Below are 17170 nucleotides of genomic sequence, written 5' to 3'. Positions count from 1 at the left end.
TGGCCGTGCGCAACGACGCCACGCCCAAGGAGGATCCCCGATGACGTCCGAACTCCGGCAACCGACGATCGAGCCCGAACCCGGCTCCCCCGCCGACCTGCAACCCGACCCCGACCTTCCCCCCACCGCCGTACCCGAGGCCGAGCTCGCGCGTGAGCGCAAGTGGACCTGGCCGAAGATCCTGCTCTGGGGTGCCATCGCCCTGCTCGGCGGCGTCGCCTGGACCATGATCGCCATCGTGCGCGGCGAGACCGTCAACGCGATGTGGTTCGTCTTCGCCGCGGTGGCGAGCTACCTCATCGGCTACCGCTTCTACGCGAAGGTCATCGAGCGCTACATCGCGCGGCCCGACGACCGGCGCGCCACGCCCGCCGAGACCAGGGCCGACGGCAAGGACTACCACGCCACCGACCGTCGCGTGCTCTTCGGCCACCACTTCGCCGCGATCGCGGGCGCCGGCCCGCTCGTCGGTCCGGTCCTGGCCGCCCAGATGGGCTACCTCCCCGGCACGGTCTGGATCATCGTCGGCGTCATCCTCGCCGGCGCGGTGCAGGACTACCTGGTGCTCTTCTTCTCGACCCGCCGCGGTGGTCGCACCATCGGCCAGATGGCGCGCGACGAGCTCGGCCGCATCGGCGGCACCGCCGCGATCGTGGCGTCGCTGCTCATCATGCTCATCATCATCGCGATCCTCGCGCTCGTCGTCGTCAATGCGCTCGGCGAGAGCCCGTGGGGCGTCTTCAGCGTGTCGATGACCATCCCGATCGCCCTGTTCATGGGCGTCTACCTGCGTTACCTCCGCCCCGGACGCATCACGGAGGTGTCGATCATCGGCTTCGTGCTGCTGCTCGTCGCGATCATCGCGGGCGGATGGGTCGCCGCGACCCCGTGGGGCGCCGAGGTCTTCCACCTCGACCGCACGACCATCGCGTGGGGCATCATCGTCTACGGCTTCATCGCCGCGGTGCTGCCGGTCTGGCTGCTGCTCGCCCCGCGCGACTACCTGTCGACCTTCATGAAGATCGGCGTCATCGTGATGCTCGCCGGCGCGATCGTGCTCGTGCGCCCCGAGATCTCGGTGCCCGCGTTCAGCGAGTTCGCGGGCGGCGAGCTCGGCCCGGTCTTCTCGGGTCCGCTGTTCCCGTTCCTGTTCGTGACCATCGCCTGCGGCGCGCTCTCGGGATTCCACGCGTTGATCGCATCGGGCACGACGCCGAAGCTCATCGAGAAGGAGCGCCAGACGCGCTTCATCGGCTATGGCGGCATGCTCATGGAGTCGTTCGTGGCCATCATGGCGCTCGTCGCGGCGATCTCGCTCGACCGGGGCATCTACTTCGCGATGAACTCGTCGGGGGCCGCGACCGGCGGCACCGTCGAGGGCGCGGTCGCCTTCGTGAACTCGCTCGGACTCACGGGCGTCAACCTCACGCCCGACGTGCTCACGTCGACGGCGGCTGCGGTGGGCGAGGAGTCGATCGTCTCCCGAACGGGCGGCGCCCCCACCCTCGCGCTCGGCCTCTCCCAGATCATGCAGCAGGCGTTCGGCGGCGCAGCCCTTGCGGGCTTCTGGTACCACTTCGCCATCATGTTCGAGGCGCTGTTCATCCTCACCGCCGTCGACGCCGGCACGCGTGTCGCACGGTTCATGCTGCAGGACTCGATCGGCAATGTGATCCCGCGATTCAAGGACACGTCGTGGCGGCCCGGCGTCTGGATCACCACCGCGATCATGGTCGCCGGCTGGGGCTACATCCTGATCCTCGGCGTCACCGACCCGCTCGGCGGCATCAACACGTTCTTCCCGTTGTTCGGCATCGCGAACCAGCTGCTCGCCGTCATCGCCCTGGCCGTGGTGCTCGCGATCGTCGCTAAGCGCGGCAAGAGCTACCTCAAGTGGCTCTGGATCGTGGCCCTGCCGCTCGCATTCGCCGCCGTCGTCACGATCACCGCGTCGATGTACAAGATCTTCTCGCCGGTGCCGCAGGTGGGCTACTGGGCCAACCACGTCGCGTTCCGCAACGCGCTCGACGCGGGCGAGACGTCGTTCGGCACGGCGCCGACCGTCGAGGCGATGGAGGCCGTGGTGCGCAACACCTTCGTGCAGGGCACCCTGTCGATCGTGTTCGTCACCCTCGCGATCGTGGTGCTCATCACCTCGGTCATCGCGACCGTGAAGGCGTGGCGGAACGGCGGCGGAGAGAACCACGAGGACCCGGCCGTCGCATCCCGCCGCTTCGCTCCCGCGGGTCTCTTCGCCACGAAGGCCGAGAAGGCGCTCGAGCGTGAGTGGGCCGCCCTCCCCGCCGACCGGCGACCCGAGACGGCGCGTCACTGATGACCGGAGCGCACCGCCCATGACCGGCACCACCGCCGGGCGCCCCGCCCGAACCCTCGCGGTTCGGGCGGGCGCCCCCGTCGCCCTCGACCTGCTGATCCGCGGATGCCGCGGCATCGCGTGGTACGTCCACAACTTGATGGGCGACAATGCCTACCGGGTCTACCTCGAGCATCACCACTCGAACCACGGCGCGGAGCATCCGCCGCTGACCGAGCGCGAGTTCTGGAAGCAGAGAATGGATGACCAGGACCGCAATCCAGGGGCCCGCTGCTGCTGACGTGACGAGGAGGGCGCATGGTCGATGTCGTCTGGCTTCCCGTCGTCGCCGTGATCAGCGTCGCCCTCACGCTCCTGGCGCTGCTGGCCTGGCGCCTCGCGCGCGGGTCACGCGACCTCGGCAGCGACGCGGAGCGAGCGACGTTCCGCACCCTGTCGCTCGCGTCGCGGGCCGCGGTGCACCTGCGCGGCGGCCTCGACACGGGCGAGGTGCACCGGGCGGCACGCTCGCTGAAGGCGCTGCTCGGCAGCGACGCGATCGCCATCGCCGACCGCGACGGCATCGTGTCGGTCGACGGACGCCTCGATCTCGGGCCAGAAGCCTGGCAGCTCGCCTCGAGCGTCATCGAGACGGGGCAGCGCCAGCTCCTCGCCACGAAGACGGGCGACGCGGTCGGAGCGCCCATCATCGCCGACGGGCGGGTGGTCGGGGTGATCGTCGCGTTCGCCGCGAAGGTGCGCCCACCGCTCGTGCGCGCCACCACCGAGGTGGCGAAGTGGAGCGGCGCGCAGATCGAGCTCGGCGGGCTCGAGGCATCCCGAGCCGCGCTCGCCGAAGCCGAACTGCGTGCCCTGCGCGCGCAGATCAGCCCGCACTTCATCTACAACGCCCTCGGCGCCATCGCGTCGTACATCAGCACCGACCCCGAGCGCGCCCGCGACCTGCTGCTCGACTTCGCGGACTTCATCCGGTACACGTTCCGTCGCCAGGGCGAGTTCACGACGCTCGCCGAGGAGCTCAAGAGCGTGCACTCCTACGTCGAGCTCGAGCGCGCACGCTTCGAGGAGCGCCTGAGCGTGACGCTGCGGATCGCCCCCGAGACGCTCGCGACCGTCATCCCCTTCCTCAGCCTGCAGCCGCTCGTCGAGAACGCGATCCGGCACGGGCTCGAGCCGCGCGAGCACGGCGGCACCATCGTGATCGCCGCACGTGACGACGGCACGCACACCGAGATCACGGTCGACGACGACGGCGTGGGCATGCAGCCCGCCGAGCTCCGGGCCCTGCTCACCGACGGGGCGCCCACCGACCATGTGGGCCTGCGCAACGTGGACTCCCGGGTGCGCGGGATCTACGGCGACGACCACGCGCTCGTGGTCGAGACGAACCCGGGCGCCGGCACCATGGTGCGCATGCGCATCCCGAAGTCGCAGCCCTTCAACGAGACCGAGAGGCAGGTGGTCGGATGACGGCCGCTGACGCGGGCACCGGTGCGGCGAGCCCGACCCCGACCCCGACCCCGACCCCGAGCCCGGGCCCGGGCCCGACCCCGACCATCGACGTGCTCATCGCCGACGACGAGCGCCCGGTGCTCGACGAGCTCGAGCTGCTCCTCCGACGGGACGAGCGGATCGGACGCATCTGGCGCGCCGCCTCGGGCTCGGAGGCCGTGCGCCTCCTCGCCGAGAGCCCGGTGGACGCGGCGTTCCTCGACATCCACATGCCAGGGCTCTCAGGCTTCGACCTGGCTCGTGCGGTCTCGAGGTTCAACACCCCGCCGGCGATCGTGTTCGTGACCGCCGACGAGGCGGGCGCGGTGGAGGCGTTCGATGTCCGTGCGGTGGACTTCATCCTCAAGCCGATCCGCCGGGAGCGACTGCACCGCGCCGTCGGACGGATCCTCGCCGAGCACGGCCCGGGCGGGGCATCCGCACCCTCCGCGGCTGCCGACGCGATCGCAGATGAGACGATCCCCGTGCGCGTCGGCAACGTGATGCGCGTCGTGCACCGCGCCGACGTGCGGTGGGTGCAGGCGCAGGGCGACTACGCGCGGCTCGTCACCGACACCGACAGCCACCTGATCCGCGAGTCGATCTCCGACCTCGAGCTGCGGTGGGCCGACGCCGGATTCATCCGGGTGCACCGGTCGTACCTCGTCGCCCGCAACGCGATCACGACGGCCAAGCTCATCGGCTCGCACCCCAGCCTCACCGTCGCCGGCGAGGAGATCCCGGTGAGCCGACGTTCGATCTCGGTGGTCCGCGAGGCGATCCTGCAACCCAGGGACGGCGAGCGGTGAACGAGGCGGATGCCCCGGGCGGGGCGCCGAGCCCCGAGACGCGCCGCCCGCCGGGGCGGCCGGTGCGCGAGCGAGTGACCAGCGTCGACCGGCCCTCGGTCCGTGTCGAGCCGCTCGCCCGGATCGTGCGGTCGCCCGTGAGCGAGGCCGACACGTTGTTCACGCGCAGCCTGATGCGCGCCCAGGGACGCCTCGCGCTCGTGTTCGTCGTCTCGTTCCTGCTCGCCGTCGTGCTCGTGACCTTCGTGATCAGCGGGATCCCCGCGCTGCACGACCACTCGATCGGCGGCGTCCCCATCCCGTGGCTGATCCAGGCATACGGGTACTACCCGATCATCATCGTGTTCGCCGTGGCCTACACGGTCGCCGCGATGCGCACGGAACGCCGATTCCGAGCCCTGGTGGAGCACGAATGAATCCGATGCTCGCCGTGGGCGCGATCGCGCTCGTGCTGCTCGTGACCTCGGTCATCGGCGTCTACGGCCTGCGCATCTCACGCACGACGAGCGACTTCTTCGTCGCCTCGCGCACCGTGCGACCGATCTGGAACGCGTCCGCGATCAGCGGGGAGTACCTCTCGGCCGGCACGTTCCTCGGCCTGTCGGGACTCGTGCTCCTGTCGGGCTCGGACGCGTTCTGGTTCCCCATCGGCTACGCGGCCGGGTACCTGCTCGTGCTGATGTTCGTCGCCGCGCCCCTGCGCCGGAGCGGCGCGTACACGATCCCCGACTTCATCCACGCCCGCCTCGACTCCCTCACGGCGCGGCGCATCACGAGCGTGCTCGTGCTCGTCATCGGATGGCTCTACATCGTGCCGCAGCTGCACGGAGCCGCGCTCGCCCTCAACGTCGTCGCCGACATCCCGCCGTGGGTGGGGGCCGTGACGGTCGCGGTCGTCGTGAGCGGCTCGGTGGCGGCGGGCGGCATGCGCTCCATCACGTACGTGCAGGCGTTCCAGTTCTGGCTCAAGTTCGCGGCCCTTGCGGTGCCCGTCGTGTTCTTCGTGATCACGATCGGCGGCCGCGAGCCGAGCATCGACCCCGCGCTCGTGTTCCCGGTCGAGCGTGGACCGAGCGGGCTCGACACCTACGCCACCGCGTCGCTGCTCATCGCGCTGCTCCTCGGCACGATCGGACTGCCGCACGTGTTGGTGCGCTTCTACACGAGTCCGACCGGCAGCTCGGCCCGCTGGACGACGGTCATCGTCATCGTCATGATCAGCGCCTTCTACATGGTGTCGGGCACGGTCGGCCTGGTCGCCCGGGCCACGGCCCCCGACCTGGCCAGGCCCGGCGTCGCCGACACGGTGGCGCTGCTGCTGCCGTCGCGGCTCATCCCCGGCATGGCGGGCGACCTGCTGACGGCGCTCGTGATCGCGGGAGCGCTCGCGGCGTTCCTCGGCACGTCGTCGGGGCTGGTGGTGTCGCTCTCGAGCGTCGTCAGCCAGGACCTCTTCCACGGCACCGTGCGCTCGTTCCGCTGGGCCGCGGTCTTCTGCACGGCCGTGCCGCTCGTCGTCGCGCTCGGAACGGTTCCGCAGGGGCTCGTCACGTCGGTGGGCACGGTCTTCGTGTTCGCAGCCTCCTCGCTCTCGCCGGTGATCGTGCTCGGCATCTGGTGGCGCCGCCTGACCGCCCGGGGCGCGATCGCGGGCATGATCGTCGGCTCGGTGCTCTGCGCGGGCGCGCTGTTCAGCTCGACGCTGCTCGGGTCGAGCGCGGACCTCGGCGCGATCGGCGTGCTCCTCGCGCAGCCGGGTGCATGGACGATCGCCGCCGCCACCGTCACCACGGTCGTCGTGTCGCTGCTCGACCGGCGCGAGCCGCTCAACACCGAGCGCATGCTGAGCCGGCTGCATTCCCCCGAACTGCGCGGCTGAGCACCTGCTCTCCAGCTTGTGCAGACGGGCAGCGCTCAGTCGACGAGCATGCCCGACGACAGGTTCGCGATCGCCCCCGTCATCGAGCCGGCCCGATCGGATGCCGCGAACGCGAGGTACTCGGCCACCTGGTCGAGCACGGGCAGCCGCCCGAGCAGCGTGCCGCCCGTGAGCCCGGACAGCCACGTCTCGAGCGAGACGCCCCCGACCTGGGCGATGCGCCCGAACATGTCGCCCGTGTACGACGTGTCGACCGCGTCCGAGAGCGCGTTCGGACGCACGCACACGACGCGCACGCCCGCAGGCCCGAGCTCCCCGGCGAGCGCCCGGGAGAACCCCTCGAGCGCGGCCGACTGCGCCGCGTTGCCGATGAGGCCCTTGCTCATCGCGTCGACCACGGCCGTCGACACGTCGGCACCTTCGGCCCTGGCAGCGGATGCCGCCTCCTCGAGCCGTGGCGTCGACCGCCCTGCGAGGAACAGCCTCGCGCCCTCGCGCGCGAACACGCGCGCCGCGGCGCTTCCGATCGAGCCGCCTCCGCCGTAGATCACGGCCACCTTGTCGTCGAGCAGCATCACGCCGCCTCCATTCCGGTCATGGTCCGTTCGAGCCGGCCGAGGATCTCGGTCCAGCCTCCTTCGTGGGCCGCAGCGGCGGCGTCGTCGGGCAGCCTCGTGTGCCGCACTTCGACGACCGTGGCGTCGCCGTCGGGCACGAAGCTGACGCGCACCACCGAGTCGACCGTGCTCGTGGCGTGCGAGCGCCAGGTGAACTCGATCGAGTGCGGTCGGTCGATCACCCGATAGGTGCCCAGGTGCACGTTCTCGCCGAAGCGGTCCCGCATCGTGATCGAGAACGACCCGCCGACGCGCGGGTCCGCCACCACCTGCGAGAGCTCGCCGCCCTCACGCCGCATCCAGACGGCCAGCGCCGCGGGGTCGAGCCACGCGTCGAAGAGACGCTCGGGAGATGCCGGGATCCGGCGACTCACGGTGACGGTCGCGATCATCGTGGGTCCCCCTCCGTCGACACGGTGCCGGATGCCCCGGCCGCGGCATCCGTCGCTTCGCGCTCGTCGGCCGCCAGCACGAAGGCCTCGAGGGCCTCGAGGCGCTGCTCCCAGAACTCGCGGTACTGCTCCATCCAGGCGACGGCGTCGCCGAGCGCCTCGGCATGGAGCGAGAGCACGTGATCGCGGCCGCGAACCTCGCGGCGCACGAGCTCGGCCCGCTCCAGCACCTTGATGTGCTTGCTCGTGGAGTTCAGCGATATCGGGAAGGCGCTCGCGATTTCGGTGACCCGCGCGTCGCCCGTGCGCAGCCGATCGAGGATCGCGCGCCGCGTCGGGTCGGCGACCGCGCTGAGCACGGCGTCCAAGTGATATTCACCCATACGGTTGAATATACGCTATCCTCGCCGCTGTGGGGCAAGTGCTCCATCCGAAATCCGCAGGAAAGGGCGAATCATGAGCCGCCGCAACTACACCACGACGTTCGCCGTCGACCGCACGCCGCAGGAGGTCTACGCCGCGGCCGTCGACCCTCGGGCCTGGTGGTCGCGCACCATCACAGGCGTCACGGATCGGGTCGGCGAGGACTTCGTCTTCGAGGTCGAGGACATCCACTACTCGAAGATCCGCGTCGTCGAACTCGTGCCCGGCGAGCGCATCGTCTGGCGGGTGCTTGACGCCCGCCTCACGTTCATCGCCGACGAGACGGAGTGGAACGACACCGAGATCCGGTTCGAGATCGCCGAGCGCGACGGCGGAACCGAACTCCGGTTCACCCACGTCGGCCTCGAGCCCGAGGTCGAGTGCTACGGGGCGTGCAGCACCGCCTGGGCGTTCTACATCGGCAGCAGCCTGCGCGGTCTGCTCGCCGACGGCGTCGGAGCCCCGAACAGCCAGCCCGACGAGGTGCGCCTGCTCGCGGAACGCGCCGCGTCCTGACGGAGCGCCGCGGTCGGCGCACCGCGTCCGGCGCGACGCCGCGCACTCCCGGCGCCGTGCCGCGCTCGGTACGGCGCCGGGCGCGGGCCGGTCGCCGCGTCCGTCAGCGCGGCGCGACGTCGATCAGCACCTTGCCCACGACGCCGCCCTGGACCGCATCGTGCGCGGCGGCGGTCTCCTCGAGCGGGTACCGGTGCAGCGGCAGCCCGGCCGCCTCGCCGATCGCGAGGGCGCCATCGCGCGCCGCGGCCGTGACATCCTCGCCCGCAGCGGTCCACGCCGCCGAACCCATCGTGTAGATGAGCACGAACTGGTAGCGAAGGTTCTGCATGATCGCCGGGCCGAAGTCGATGGTGATCGGCACGCCGCCGTCGTTGCCGTAGCTCGCGATGCTGGAGCGCTCGTGGGTCACGGCCTGGTCGAGTCCCGCGTTCGCGCCCAGCGCCACCTCGACGACGAGGTCGACCCCACGCGGTGCGATCGCACGGACCCGCTCTGCGTCATCCGTCTCCCGGTAGTTCACCACGTGGTGCGCGCCGGCCGCCTCGGCGAGCGCCGCCTTGTCGGCGCCGCTCACGGTCGTGATGACCGTTGCGCCCGCCCAGCGGGCGAGCTGGATCGCGGCGTGGCCGACGGCGCCCGCTCCCCCGGCGACGAGCACGGTCTTCGCGGTCAGCGCGCCCGGGTGGAGCCGCGCGGGACCGTCTTCCGAGACGGTCAGTGCGCGGTGCGCCGTGACCGCGGGCACGCCGAGGCTCGCCCCGACGTCGAACGACACCTCGTCGGGCAGCGGGAACGCGCGCTCGGCGCGCGTGATCGTGAACTCCTGCGCCGTTCCCGAGGCCGGACGCTGCCACGCCGAGATCGCGAGCCACACCCGGTCGCCGACGGCGAAGCCCGTCACGCCGTCGCCGACCGCATCGACGATGCCGGCGCCGTCCTGGTTCGGCACGCTCTCACCGGCCGCGGCGGCCGCAGTGCCCGAGCCGCGGCGCGACTTCCAGTCGGTGGGATTCACGCCCGAGACGACGACCCGGACGCGCAGCTCGCCGGGGCCGGGCTCGGGGACCTCCCGCTCGGTGAGCTCGAGCACCGAGGAATCTCCGGGACGACGGTAGACGATCGCTCTCATGGTCGGTGCAACCGACGAGCCGGGCCGGAGATTCCGCACGCCCCTCCGTCTCCCCTGTCCTCCCCCTCCCCCCTACGCCGATTGTCAACGTTCGCCCCACCGGATGCCCCGCCACCGATATCACTCGCCAGCGGACGTTTACAGTCGAGTAGGAGAGGGGATGGGAGGGTCGGGAGGGGCGGGAGGGGATCGGACGGAATCGGGGGCGACGGTGGGCCTCTCGACTAGAGTCCGGTGTTCATGGGCAACGAGAGCGAGAACCGGCGCGGCGCCGTCGTCGCGCTCGTCGTGGCGCTCTGCCTCGTGGCCGCCAACATGCGGCCGACGATCACGGCGGTCGGCCCGCTGCTCGAGGAGATCGGGGAGGACACGGGCATGGCCATCGCCACGCTCGGGCTCATCACCTCGGTTCCGCTCATCGCCTGGGGCGTGGTGTCGCCGCTCGCGCACGGCCTGAGCCGGCGGTTCGGGATGTCGCGGATCGTGCTCTGGTCGCTGATCCTCCTGCTGCTCGGCACCGCGGTGCGGTCGCTGCCCGGGCCGACGCTGAGCCTGTGGCTCGGCACGGCCCTCATCGGCATCGCGCTCGCGGTCGCGAACGTACTCATGCCGGCCGCGGTGAAACGCGACTTCCCCGGCCGCGTGCCCGTCATGATGTCGGTGTACACCGCGCTCCTCGGTGGCGTCGGCGCCGTGGCATCCGGCGTCGCGGTTCCGATCTCGCGGCTCGCCGACGGCGCCGCCGTCGAGGGATGGCGCGTCTCGCTGCTCATCACGGGTGGCGCGCTCCTGCCCTTCGCGATCGTCGCGTGGGGATGGGCGCATCGCGGCACGCACCCCGTGCTCCGGGGTGGCCCACGCATCCGGCACCGCCGCACCGGCATCTGGACCGACCCCCTGGCGTGGCAGGTGGCCGGCTACATGGCGTTCCAGTCGGCCACGTTCTACATGGTGGTGACGTGGCTCGCGACGATCTCGACGTCGATCGGCCGCAGCCCGGTCGTCGCGGGCTTCGACGTGATGATCTACCAGCTCCTCTCGCTCGCGGGTTCGCTGCTGCTGCCGCTCGCGCTGCGGGGACGCACGGAACGGTTCATCCCCGCGCTCATCCCACTGCTCGGGATCACCGCGGCCGTCGGCCTCATGGTCGCGCCGCAGTGGATCCTCGTGTGGGCGGTCGTCATGGGCCTGTTCTCCGGCTCGTCGCTCGCCATGGCCCTCACGCTGATCGCGCAGCGGGCGCGTGACCACGAGGCGTCCTCGGCACTGTCGGGCATGTCGCAATCGGTCGGCTACCTGTTCGCGGCCATCGGCCCCGTCGCCTTCGGTTGGCTGCACGCGACCGTCGGGGGGTGGGTGGCATCGTTGGGGCTGCTGCTGGTGGTCATGGCCGGTCAGGCGGCCACCGGGCTCCTGGCCGGCCGCGACCGCTACGTGCTCGAGCGGCGGTGACCCCGCCCGAGGGCGCCCTCAGTACAATCCGACGATCCGGCCGTCGTCGGTGACGTCGATCGACTCCGCCGCCGGACGCACCGGGAGACCCGGCATCGTCATGATGTCGCCGCACACCATCACGACGAACTGGGCGCCGGCGGCCAGCCGCACCTCGCGGATGTCCACGACGTGTCCGGTCGGCGCCCCGCGCAGCTTGGGGTCGGTCGAGAACGAGTACTGGGTCTTCGCGACGCACACGGGGAGGCGCCCGTACCCTTCCTCCTCGAGCCGCTTCAACTGCGAGCGCACGACGGTTGATGCGGTGACATCGGCGGCGCCGTAGATGCGTGTCACGATGGCCTTCATCTTCTGCCAGAGCGACGCGTCGTCGGGGTAGGTGAAGTTCAGGCCCTCGCCGGATGTCGCGGCCGCACCGGATGCCCCAGCCGGCCGATCCCCGCAGAGTGCGACGACCTCCCGGGCCAGGTCTTCCGCCCCGGCACCGCCCTCGGCGAAGTGACGTGCCCGCACGGCGCGGACGCCGAAGCGCGCGGCTCCCGCGATGAGCGCCTCGAGCTCGGCGGGCGTATCCTCGGCGCGCTCGTTGATCGCCACGACGCACGGCAGCCCGAACACCTCCCGGATGATGTGCACGTGCCGTTCGAGGTTGGGCAGTCCCCGCTCGAGGGCGGCGAGGTCCTCGGTGGGAAGGTCGGCGACGGCCACCCCGCCGTGGTACTTCATCGCCCGCACGGTCGCCACGATCACCGCGGCCGACGGGCGCAGGCCCGACGAGCGGCACAGGATGTCGACGAACTTCTCGGCGCCGAGGTCGGTGCCGAAGCCGGCCTCGGTCACGACGTAGTCGGCCATGCGGAGCGCGGAGCGAGTGGCGATCAGGGAGTTGGTGCCGTGGGCGATGTTGGCGAACGGGCCGCCGTGCACGAACGCGGGCGTCCCCTCGAGCGATTGCACGAGGTTGGGCGCGAGCGCGTCCCGCAGGACCGCCGCCATCGCGCCGTGGGCGCGCAGGTCGCTCGCCCGCACCGGTTGCCGGTCGCGCGTGGAGGCGACCACGATCCGGCCGAGCCGCTCCTTGAGGTCGGCGAGGCTCGTGGCGAGGCAGAAGATCGCCATCACCTCGCTGGCCACCACGATGTCGAAGCCTGCTTCGCGCGGGTAGCCGTTGCCCGTTCCGCCGAGCCCGACCACGATGTCGCGCAGTGCGCGGTCGTTCACGTCGAGCACTCGGCGCCACGTGACGCGGCGCACGTCGATGCCGAGCTCGTTCCCGTGGTGGATGTGGTTGTCGATCATCGCGGCCAGCAGGTTCGTGGCGATCTGGATCGCCGCGAAGTCCCCCGTGAAGTGCAGGTTGATGTCCTCCATCGGCGCGAGCTGCGAGTAGCCGCCGCCGGCCGCGCCGCCCTTCATGCCGAACACCGGGCCGAGCGCCGGTTCCCGCAGGCAGATCATCGAGCGCTCGCCGATGCGTCGCAGGGCGTCACCGAGTCCGACGGAGGTCGCGGACTTGCCCTCGCCCGCCGGAGTCGGCGAGACCCCGGTCATCAGCACGAGCCTGCCCAGGGGGCGGTCCTCCAGCGTCGAAAGGTACGAGAGCGGCACCTTTGCCTTGTAGCGTCCGTAGGGCACGAGATGCTCGTCGGGGATGCCGAGGCCCTCCGCGATCGCCCCGATGGGCTGGAGCTTCGCCGCCTGACCGATCTCGATGCTGCTGAGCGCCACGAGTCCTCCCGTCCACGGGCGCCGCTGCCCGTGCCAGCCAAGCCTACGGCGAGCGGGGCATCCCACGGCAAGCGGAACGACCGCGCGTCAGAACCTGTCATCATTGTTCAGGTTCGCCGACCATCGTGCAGGAGGATCCCGTGGCCGACCTTCCTGGAGAGCGCGACCGCCTCGAGACAGGTCCGACACGGCGGATCAGCCCGGGCCTGATGCTCGTGCTGGGCTACATCTCCATGGCGGGCTCGCTGTCGACCGACCTCTACCTCCCCGCGTTCCCCGACATCGCCGCCGACCTCGGGGTGGGCGCGTCCACGGTGCAGCTCACGCTCACCGCCCTGCTCGCCGGATCCGCGCTGGGCCAGCTCCTGATCGGCTCGGTGTCGGACGCCCTCGGCCGGCGCCGCACCCTCCTGGTCGCGTTGACGGTGTTCGTGCTCTGCTGCTACCTGGCCACCATCAGCCCGACGATCGAGGTGCTGATCCTCGTGCGCGCGGTGCAGGGGTTCGCCGGCGCCTCGGGCACGGTGCTCGCGCGCGCCGTCATCGCGGACCTCGTCGACCACGTGCAGGCGGTGCGCGCCTTCAGCACGATCTTCGTCATGATCGCCCTCGGCCCCGCCGTGGCCAGCCCGCTCGGCGCGCTGCTGACGCAGGTGGGCGGCTGGCGGGCCGCCCTGCTCGGTCTCGCAGTGCTCGCCACCGGGATGCTCATCGTCGCGGCGCTCTTCGTTCCCGAGAGCCTGCCGCCCGAGCGGCGGCATCCGTTCACCCTCGGCACCCTCGCACGGAACATCGGCGGGCTGCTGCGGCATCCGGTGTTCATGGGCTTTGCGATCGCGTTCGGCGCCGGGTACGCCGCGCTCATGGTCTACATCAGCTCGTCGTCGTTCATCGTGCAGGAGGTGCTCGGCATCACGCCGCTCGGCTACGGGCTCACGTTCTCGCTGAGCTCGGTCTCGGTCATGGCCGGCGCCTGGCTCAACGGCGTCGTCGCGCACCGCATCGGTGCGCCGGCGACGCTCCGGATCGCCCAGTCGCTGCAGGCGCTCGCCGCCGCAGCGGGGGTGGCGCTGGCGCTCTCGGGGAGCCTCACGCTGACGTCGTACCTGGTGCTCGTGAGCGCGTTCGCGATGGGCAGCGGCTCCGTGATGTCGAGTGCCTCCGCCCTCGCCGTAGGACAGGCCCGGGCGGCGGCCGGAGCCGGCTCGGCGCTCGTCGGCTTCACCCAGTTCGTCTTCGGTGCCCTCGCCTCGCCGCTCGGTGGCATCGCAGGCACGCAGACCGCGCTGCCGGCGATGGCCGCGATGATGGGCTTCGCCGTGCTCGGGCTGGCGAGCGCGTGGTTCGCGGGCACTCGTGCGCGTCACCGACCGCAGTGATGTTTCCGTTCGCGTGCGGCGTTCCCGCTCCGCGGGAAACGCGACGCGCGAACGGAAACCGGTGTCGGCGGCCGGTGGCAGGCTGGCGGTATGACGATCGACGTGCGCGCGGCATCCGTCTTCGACGACGTCGCGACCATGGTGGGGCCGAAGCGCCCCGATGCGAACGTCTGCTGGTGCCTCAGCTACCGCCTCCTCACCTCGAAGGAGAACACGTCGCTCGTCGGTCCCGCCCGCGGCGAGCGCGTGCGGGAGCTCGTGCGGCAGGACCCGCCGCCAGGCGTCCTGGCGTACGACGGCGACGAGGTCGTGGGCTGGGCGGGCGTGCATCCCCGTGCCGACACGAGCTTCGCGAAGAACCGCAGGATCCCGCACGTCGACGACCTCGACGTGTGGTCGGTGTGGTGCATCCGGGTGCGCCCCGGCCACCGCGGCACGGGCATCTCGCATCACCTGCTGGCGGGCGCCGTCGAGTTCGCGCGCGAGCACGGCGCACCGGCGATCGAGGGCTACCCGCTCGACAACGCGGGCGCCAAGATCGACCTCACCATGGCGTACGTCGGCACGCGCGGCCTGTTCGAGCGGGCGGGGTTCACGAAGGCGGCCGACACCGACTCGGTGCTCAACGGCTTCCCGCGGGTGCTCATGCGGCTCGACCTGCGGTGAGCGACCCTGGCGCTGCGCTCCGCCAGGCCTCGGCCAGCCCGATATCAGCCACCGCGATGCGACGGCGCTGCTGATCGACCAGCCGGATAGGCTGGATGCAACCCAGCCCCGTTCGAAGGACCACGACGACGTGTCCGATCAGCCCTCGCTCTCGCGCCTCGACCTCAACCTCCTCGTCTCGCTCGATGCGCTGCTCACGGAACGCAGCGTCACCCGGGCCGCCGAGCGCCTGCGCCTCAGCCAGCCGGCACTGAGCGCCTCGCTTGCCCGGCTCCGCACCCACTTCAACGACCCGATCCTGGCTCGGCGGGGCAATACCTACGAGCTGACCCCGCTCGCGTCCCGGCTCTCCGAGCAGGTACCGGCCGCCCTCGACGCCGTCCGTCGCGTGTTCGAGAGCCAGGCCGAGTGGAACGCAGCCGAATCGTCGCGGGAGTTCGCCGTGTACGGCTCCGACTACGCGTTCGCGACACTCGGCCGCCGTGTGGCGACGCTGGCCGCGGAGCGCGCGCCCGGGATCCGATTCCGGTTCATGCACCACTCCCCGCAGATCATCGAGGACGCCCTGAACCGGCTCCGCTCGGCCGATGCCCTGATGATCCCGCACGGCTTCCTCATCGACCTGCCCTACACCGACCTCTGGAGGGACCGGTGGGTCGTCATCGCCTCGGCCGACAACGAACGCATCCAGGGGGAGGTCACGATGGCGGATGTCGCGGAGTCGGCCTGGGTGTTCACGTACCAGTCCCAGAACGCCTTCACCTCGGCGAGCCGGCAGATCCAGCAGCTCGGCATCGAACCGAGGGTCGGCACCGTCGTCGAGAGCTTCGTCGCGCTGCCGCTGTACGTCGCGGGAACCCAGCGACTCGGACTGCTGCAGGCCGGACTCGCCGAGTACGCGAAGGCCATGGCCGACGTGCGGGTCTACGAGCCGCCGTTCGACGCGACGCCGATCTCGAACGCGCTGTGGTGGCATCCGATGCACCGCCGCGACCCCGAGCACGAGTGGATGCGCACCCTCTTCGAGGAGGCGGCCGCCGGTCTCGGCGACGGGGCGGGGCGCATCGACGCCCCGCCCCGCCGTCCGGGGGTCATGCCGTCGTCGGGGTGACCTCGTCGACGGGAGCGTCGGCTGAGCGCCGGAGCCCGAAGCCGAGCAGGATCGCCGCCACCGCGCACGCGATGCCGACGACGCCCACGGCGACCGGCAGGGAACCGACGGCGGCCGTGATCGCGCCGATCAGGATCGGCGTGAGGAACTGGCCGAAGAAGAACGCGGCCGTCCAGAGGCCGGTGACGCGCCCGCGCTCCTCGAACCGGGTCGACGCAACCGCCCAGGTGAGCATCGACGGCAGCAGGAGACCCGAGCCGGCACCGCCGATGATGGCCCCGACCGTGACACCCGGGACGCCGCCCACGAACCAGATGATGAGCATGCCCACCGCCTGCAGGGCGAACGCCACGGGCAGGATCCGCTTCACGCCGACCTTGGCGATCCGCGTGAAGGTGAAGCCGCCGGCCGCCGTAGCCAGGGAGGCGAGCGCCGCGATGCCGCCGATCGTGGGCGTGTCGGTCGGCGCCACGCCGGCGCCGACGAGGAGGTAGCTCGCCTCGATGATGAGCACGTAGAACGTGAACCCGCCGAACAGGCCGACGATCAGCGGCATCGCGATGCGCCGCCACGGGATCGGCACTTTCGCGGCGCGCACGTGCTGGTCGGTGGGGTCGGCCTTGCTCGGCTCCCACAGCAGGAAGATCATCGGCACGGCGATGATCGCCGCGGCCACGTAGATCCAGAACGGCGTGCGCCAGCCGGCCGCGCCCGCCGCGCCGCCGATCGCGATGAACGCGGTCGCGGCAAGGGTCGTCACGATGGTCTGCAGCCCGAGGTACTTCGCCCGCCGCTCGGGCTCATGCCAGTAGTCGACGATGAGCGTCGTGCAGACCGTCATGATGGCCGCCTCGGTGATGCCCACGCCGACGCGCGTGGCGAGGATCGCCGGCAGCGAGTCGAGGAACGCCGGTGCGATGCCCACGAGCGTGTACGCGAACATCGCGACGATGAGCAGCTTCTTGCGCCCGAGGCGGTCGACGATCTGCCCGGCGAACGGGGCGAAGAGCGCGATCATCAGCGCCGGGATCGCGACGACCAGGGGCACGAGGATCTCACCCCCCGGAACGCCGCCGAACTCGGCCGAGAGCTGCGGCAGGATCGGCGTCAGGAGCACCGACCCCAGCACGGGCATGCAGCTGCCCGCGAGCAGCAGTATGGCCTGGAGGACGCCGGCCCGGCGGGTGCCGGGTGCGGTCTGGACTGAGGTGTTCGCCATTGAGACTCCTCGGGTTGGGTG

The 17170-nt window shown here is 71.3% G+C and carries 17 protein-coding genes; 11 read left to right on the top strand and 6 right to left on the bottom strand.

Annotated features, from left to right (window positions below; genetic code table 11):
* Positions 1-40: 40 nt before the first annotated feature.
* The 6 genes from ACVFI9_RS03945 to ACVFI9_RS03920 are packed head-to-tail and all read left to right on the top strand — an operon-like array spanning position 41 to position 6514.
* A complete protein-coding gene (locus tag ACVFI9_RS03945; protein ID WP_474764739.1) occupies positions 41-2335 on the top strand; it encodes a carbon starvation CstA family protein in 2295 nt (764 codons plus the stop codon).
* A gap of 19 nt (positions 2336-2354) precedes the next feature.
* A complete protein-coding gene (locus ACVFI9_RS03940) occupies positions 2355-2615 on the top strand; it encodes a YbdD/YjiX family protein (RefSeq protein ID WP_474764738.1) in 261 nt (86 codons plus the stop codon).
* 17 nt (positions 2616-2632) lie between these two features.
* Positions 2633-3805, top strand: coding sequence for a sensor histidine kinase (locus ACVFI9_RS03935; protein ID WP_474764737.1), 1173 nt, complete (start codon positions 2633-2635; stop codon positions 3803-3805).
* Positions 3802-4635 (top strand): LytR/AlgR family response regulator transcription factor, encoded by an 834-nt coding sequence (locus ACVFI9_RS03930; protein ID WP_474764736.1) that lies wholly within the window; start codon positions 3802-3804, stop codon positions 4633-4635. Before ACVFI9_RS03935 ends, ACVFI9_RS03930 begins: the two co-directional genes overlap by 4 nt.
* Complete coding sequence (locus ACVFI9_RS03925) at positions 4632-5051, top strand: heavy metal transporter (protein WP_474764735.1); 420 nt, start codon at positions 4632-4634, stop codon at positions 5049-5051. The genes ACVFI9_RS03930 and ACVFI9_RS03925 overlap by 4 nt, the downstream gene beginning before the upstream one ends.
* Positions 5048-6514 (top strand): sodium/solute symporter, encoded by a 1467-nt coding sequence (locus tag ACVFI9_RS03920; RefSeq protein WP_474764734.1) that lies wholly within the window; start codon positions 5048-5050, stop codon positions 6512-6514. Before ACVFI9_RS03925 ends, ACVFI9_RS03920 begins: the two co-directional genes overlap by 4 nt.
* A 35-nt stretch (positions 6515-6549) precedes the next feature.
* On the opposite strand, the gene ACVFI9_RS03915 is transcribed toward ACVFI9_RS03920, so the two are convergent.
* Genes ACVFI9_RS03915 through ACVFI9_RS03905 form a run of 3 tightly spaced genes read right to left on the bottom strand, consistent with a single transcriptional unit; the run spans position 6550 to position 7906 of the window.
* Positions 6550-7089 (bottom strand): SDR family oxidoreductase, encoded by a 540-nt coding sequence (locus tag ACVFI9_RS03915; RefSeq protein ID WP_474766368.1) that lies wholly within the window; start codon positions 7087-7089, stop codon positions 6550-6552.
* Positions 7089-7523, bottom strand: coding sequence for an SRPBCC family protein (locus ACVFI9_RS03910; RefSeq protein WP_474764733.1), 435 nt, complete (start codon positions 7521-7523; stop codon positions 7089-7091). The genes ACVFI9_RS03915 and ACVFI9_RS03910 overlap by 1 nt, the downstream gene beginning before the upstream one ends.
* Positions 7520-7906: an ArsR/SmtB family transcription factor gene (locus tag ACVFI9_RS03905; protein ID WP_474764732.1), complete on the bottom strand. Its 387-nt coding sequence runs from the start codon at positions 7904-7906 to the stop codon at positions 7520-7522. Before ACVFI9_RS03905 ends, ACVFI9_RS03910 begins: the two co-directional genes overlap by 4 nt.
* A gap of 73 nt (positions 7907-7979) precedes the next feature.
* Between ACVFI9_RS03905 and ACVFI9_RS03900 the strand changes: the two genes are divergently transcribed.
* Positions 7980-8462: an SRPBCC family protein gene (locus ACVFI9_RS03900; RefSeq protein WP_474764731.1), complete on the top strand. Its 483-nt coding sequence runs from the start codon at positions 7980-7982 to the stop codon at positions 8460-8462.
* Between the two features lie 103 nt (positions 8463-8565).
* Here the strand turns inward: ACVFI9_RS03900 and ACVFI9_RS03895 are convergent, their stop codons facing one another.
* Positions 8566-9594, bottom strand: coding sequence for an NADPH:quinone reductase (locus ACVFI9_RS03895; protein ID WP_474764730.1), 1029 nt, complete (start codon positions 9592-9594; stop codon positions 8566-8568).
* A 240-nt stretch (positions 9595-9834) separates the two neighbouring features.
* On the opposite strand from ACVFI9_RS03895, the gene ACVFI9_RS03890 reads away from it, so the two are divergent.
* Complete coding sequence (locus tag ACVFI9_RS03890) at positions 9835-11046, top strand: MFS transporter (RefSeq protein ID WP_474764729.1); 1212 nt, start codon at positions 9835-9837, stop codon at positions 11044-11046.
* Between the two features lie 18 nt (positions 11047-11064).
* On the opposite strand, the gene ACVFI9_RS03885 is transcribed toward ACVFI9_RS03890, so the two are convergent.
* Positions 11065-12774, bottom strand: coding sequence for a formate--tetrahydrofolate ligase (locus tag ACVFI9_RS03885; protein WP_474764728.1), 1710 nt, complete (start codon positions 12772-12774; stop codon positions 11065-11067).
* A 140-nt stretch (positions 12775-12914) separates the two neighbouring features.
* Between ACVFI9_RS03885 and ACVFI9_RS03880 the strand changes: the two genes are divergently transcribed.
* The 3 genes from ACVFI9_RS03880 to ACVFI9_RS03870 all read left to right on the top strand — a co-directional run bounded on the left by ACVFI9_RS03880 (position 12915) and on the right by ACVFI9_RS03870 (position 15930).
* Positions 12915-14153, top strand: a complete 1239-nt coding sequence (locus ACVFI9_RS03880) for a multidrug effflux MFS transporter (RefSeq protein ID WP_474764727.1) — start codon at positions 12915-12917, stop codon at positions 14151-14153.
* Between the two features lie 90 nt (positions 14154-14243).
* On the top strand, positions 14244-14819 hold the full coding sequence (locus ACVFI9_RS03875) for a GNAT family N-acetyltransferase (RefSeq protein ID WP_474764726.1): 576 nt from the start codon (positions 14244-14246) through the stop codon (positions 14817-14819).
* A gap of 130 nt (positions 14820-14949) precedes the next feature.
* The gene (locus ACVFI9_RS03870; RefSeq protein ID WP_474764725.1) at positions 14950-15930 is read left to right on the top strand and encodes a LysR family transcriptional regulator; all 981 of its coding nucleotides are present in this window, start codon (positions 14950-14952) and stop codon (positions 15928-15930) included.
* On the opposite strand, the gene ACVFI9_RS03865 is transcribed toward ACVFI9_RS03870, so the two are convergent.
* Positions 15911-17149: an MFS transporter gene (locus ACVFI9_RS03865; protein ID WP_474764724.1), complete on the bottom strand. Its 1239-nt coding sequence runs from the start codon at positions 17147-17149 to the stop codon at positions 15911-15913. The genes ACVFI9_RS03870 and ACVFI9_RS03865 overlap by 20 nt on opposite strands.
* Positions 17150-17170 lie beyond the last annotated feature (21 nt).

It is taken from the genome of Agromyces sp. NSFZ (genome assembly GCF_056156205.1).
Note: the sequence above shows the minus strand (reverse complement) of the source record. Positions and strands in the feature narration are given on the sequence as shown.

Excerpts from the sequence above, each read along its gene's own strand:
- ACVFI9_RS03930 (WP_474764736.1), top strand. The coding sequence starts at position 3,802 with ATGACGGCCGCTGACGCGGGCACCGGTGCGGCGAGCCCGACCCCGACC.
- ACVFI9_RS03935 (WP_474764737.1), top strand. The coding sequence starts at position 2,633 with ATGGTCGATGTCGTCTGGCTTCCCGTCGTCGCCGTGATCAGCGTCGCC.
- ACVFI9_RS03900 (WP_474764731.1), top strand. The coding sequence starts at position 7,980 with ATGAGCCGCCGCAACTACACCACGACGTTCGCCGTCGACCGCACGCCG.
- ACVFI9_RS03875 (WP_474764726.1), top strand. The coding sequence starts at position 14,244 with ATGACGATCGACGTGCGCGCGGCATCCGTCTTCGACGACGTCGCGACC.
- ACVFI9_RS03945 (WP_474764739.1), top strand. The coding sequence starts at position 41 with ATGACGTCCGAACTCCGGCAACCGACGATCGAGCCCGAACCCGGCTCC.
- ACVFI9_RS03910 (WP_474764733.1), bottom strand. The coding sequence starts at position 7,523 with ATGATCGCGACCGTCACCGTGAGTCGCCGGATCCCGGCATCTCCCGAG.
- ACVFI9_RS03895 (WP_474764730.1), bottom strand. The coding sequence starts at position 9,594 with ATGAGAGCGATCGTCTACCGTCGTCCCGGAGATTCCTCGGTGCTCGAG.
- ACVFI9_RS03905 (WP_474764732.1), bottom strand. The coding sequence starts at position 7,906 with ATGGGTGAATATCACTTGGACGCCGTGCTCAGCGCGGTCGCCGACCCG.
- ACVFI9_RS03915 (WP_474766368.1), bottom strand. The coding sequence starts at position 7,089 with ATGCTGCTCGACGACAAGGTGGCCGTGATCTACGGCGGAGGCGGCTCG.
- ACVFI9_RS03890 (WP_474764729.1), top strand. The coding sequence starts at position 9,835 with ATGGGCAACGAGAGCGAGAACCGGCGCGGCGCCGTCGTCGCGCTCGTC.
- ACVFI9_RS03865 (WP_474764724.1), bottom strand. The coding sequence starts at position 17,149 with ATGGCGAACACCTCAGTCCAGACCGCACCCGGCACCCGCCGGGCCGGC.
- ACVFI9_RS03940 (WP_474764738.1), top strand. The coding sequence starts at position 2,355 with ATGACCGGCACCACCGCCGGGCGCCCCGCCCGAACCCTCGCGGTTCGG.
- ACVFI9_RS03920 (WP_474764734.1), top strand. The coding sequence starts at position 5,048 with ATGAATCCGATGCTCGCCGTGGGCGCGATCGCGCTCGTGCTGCTCGTG.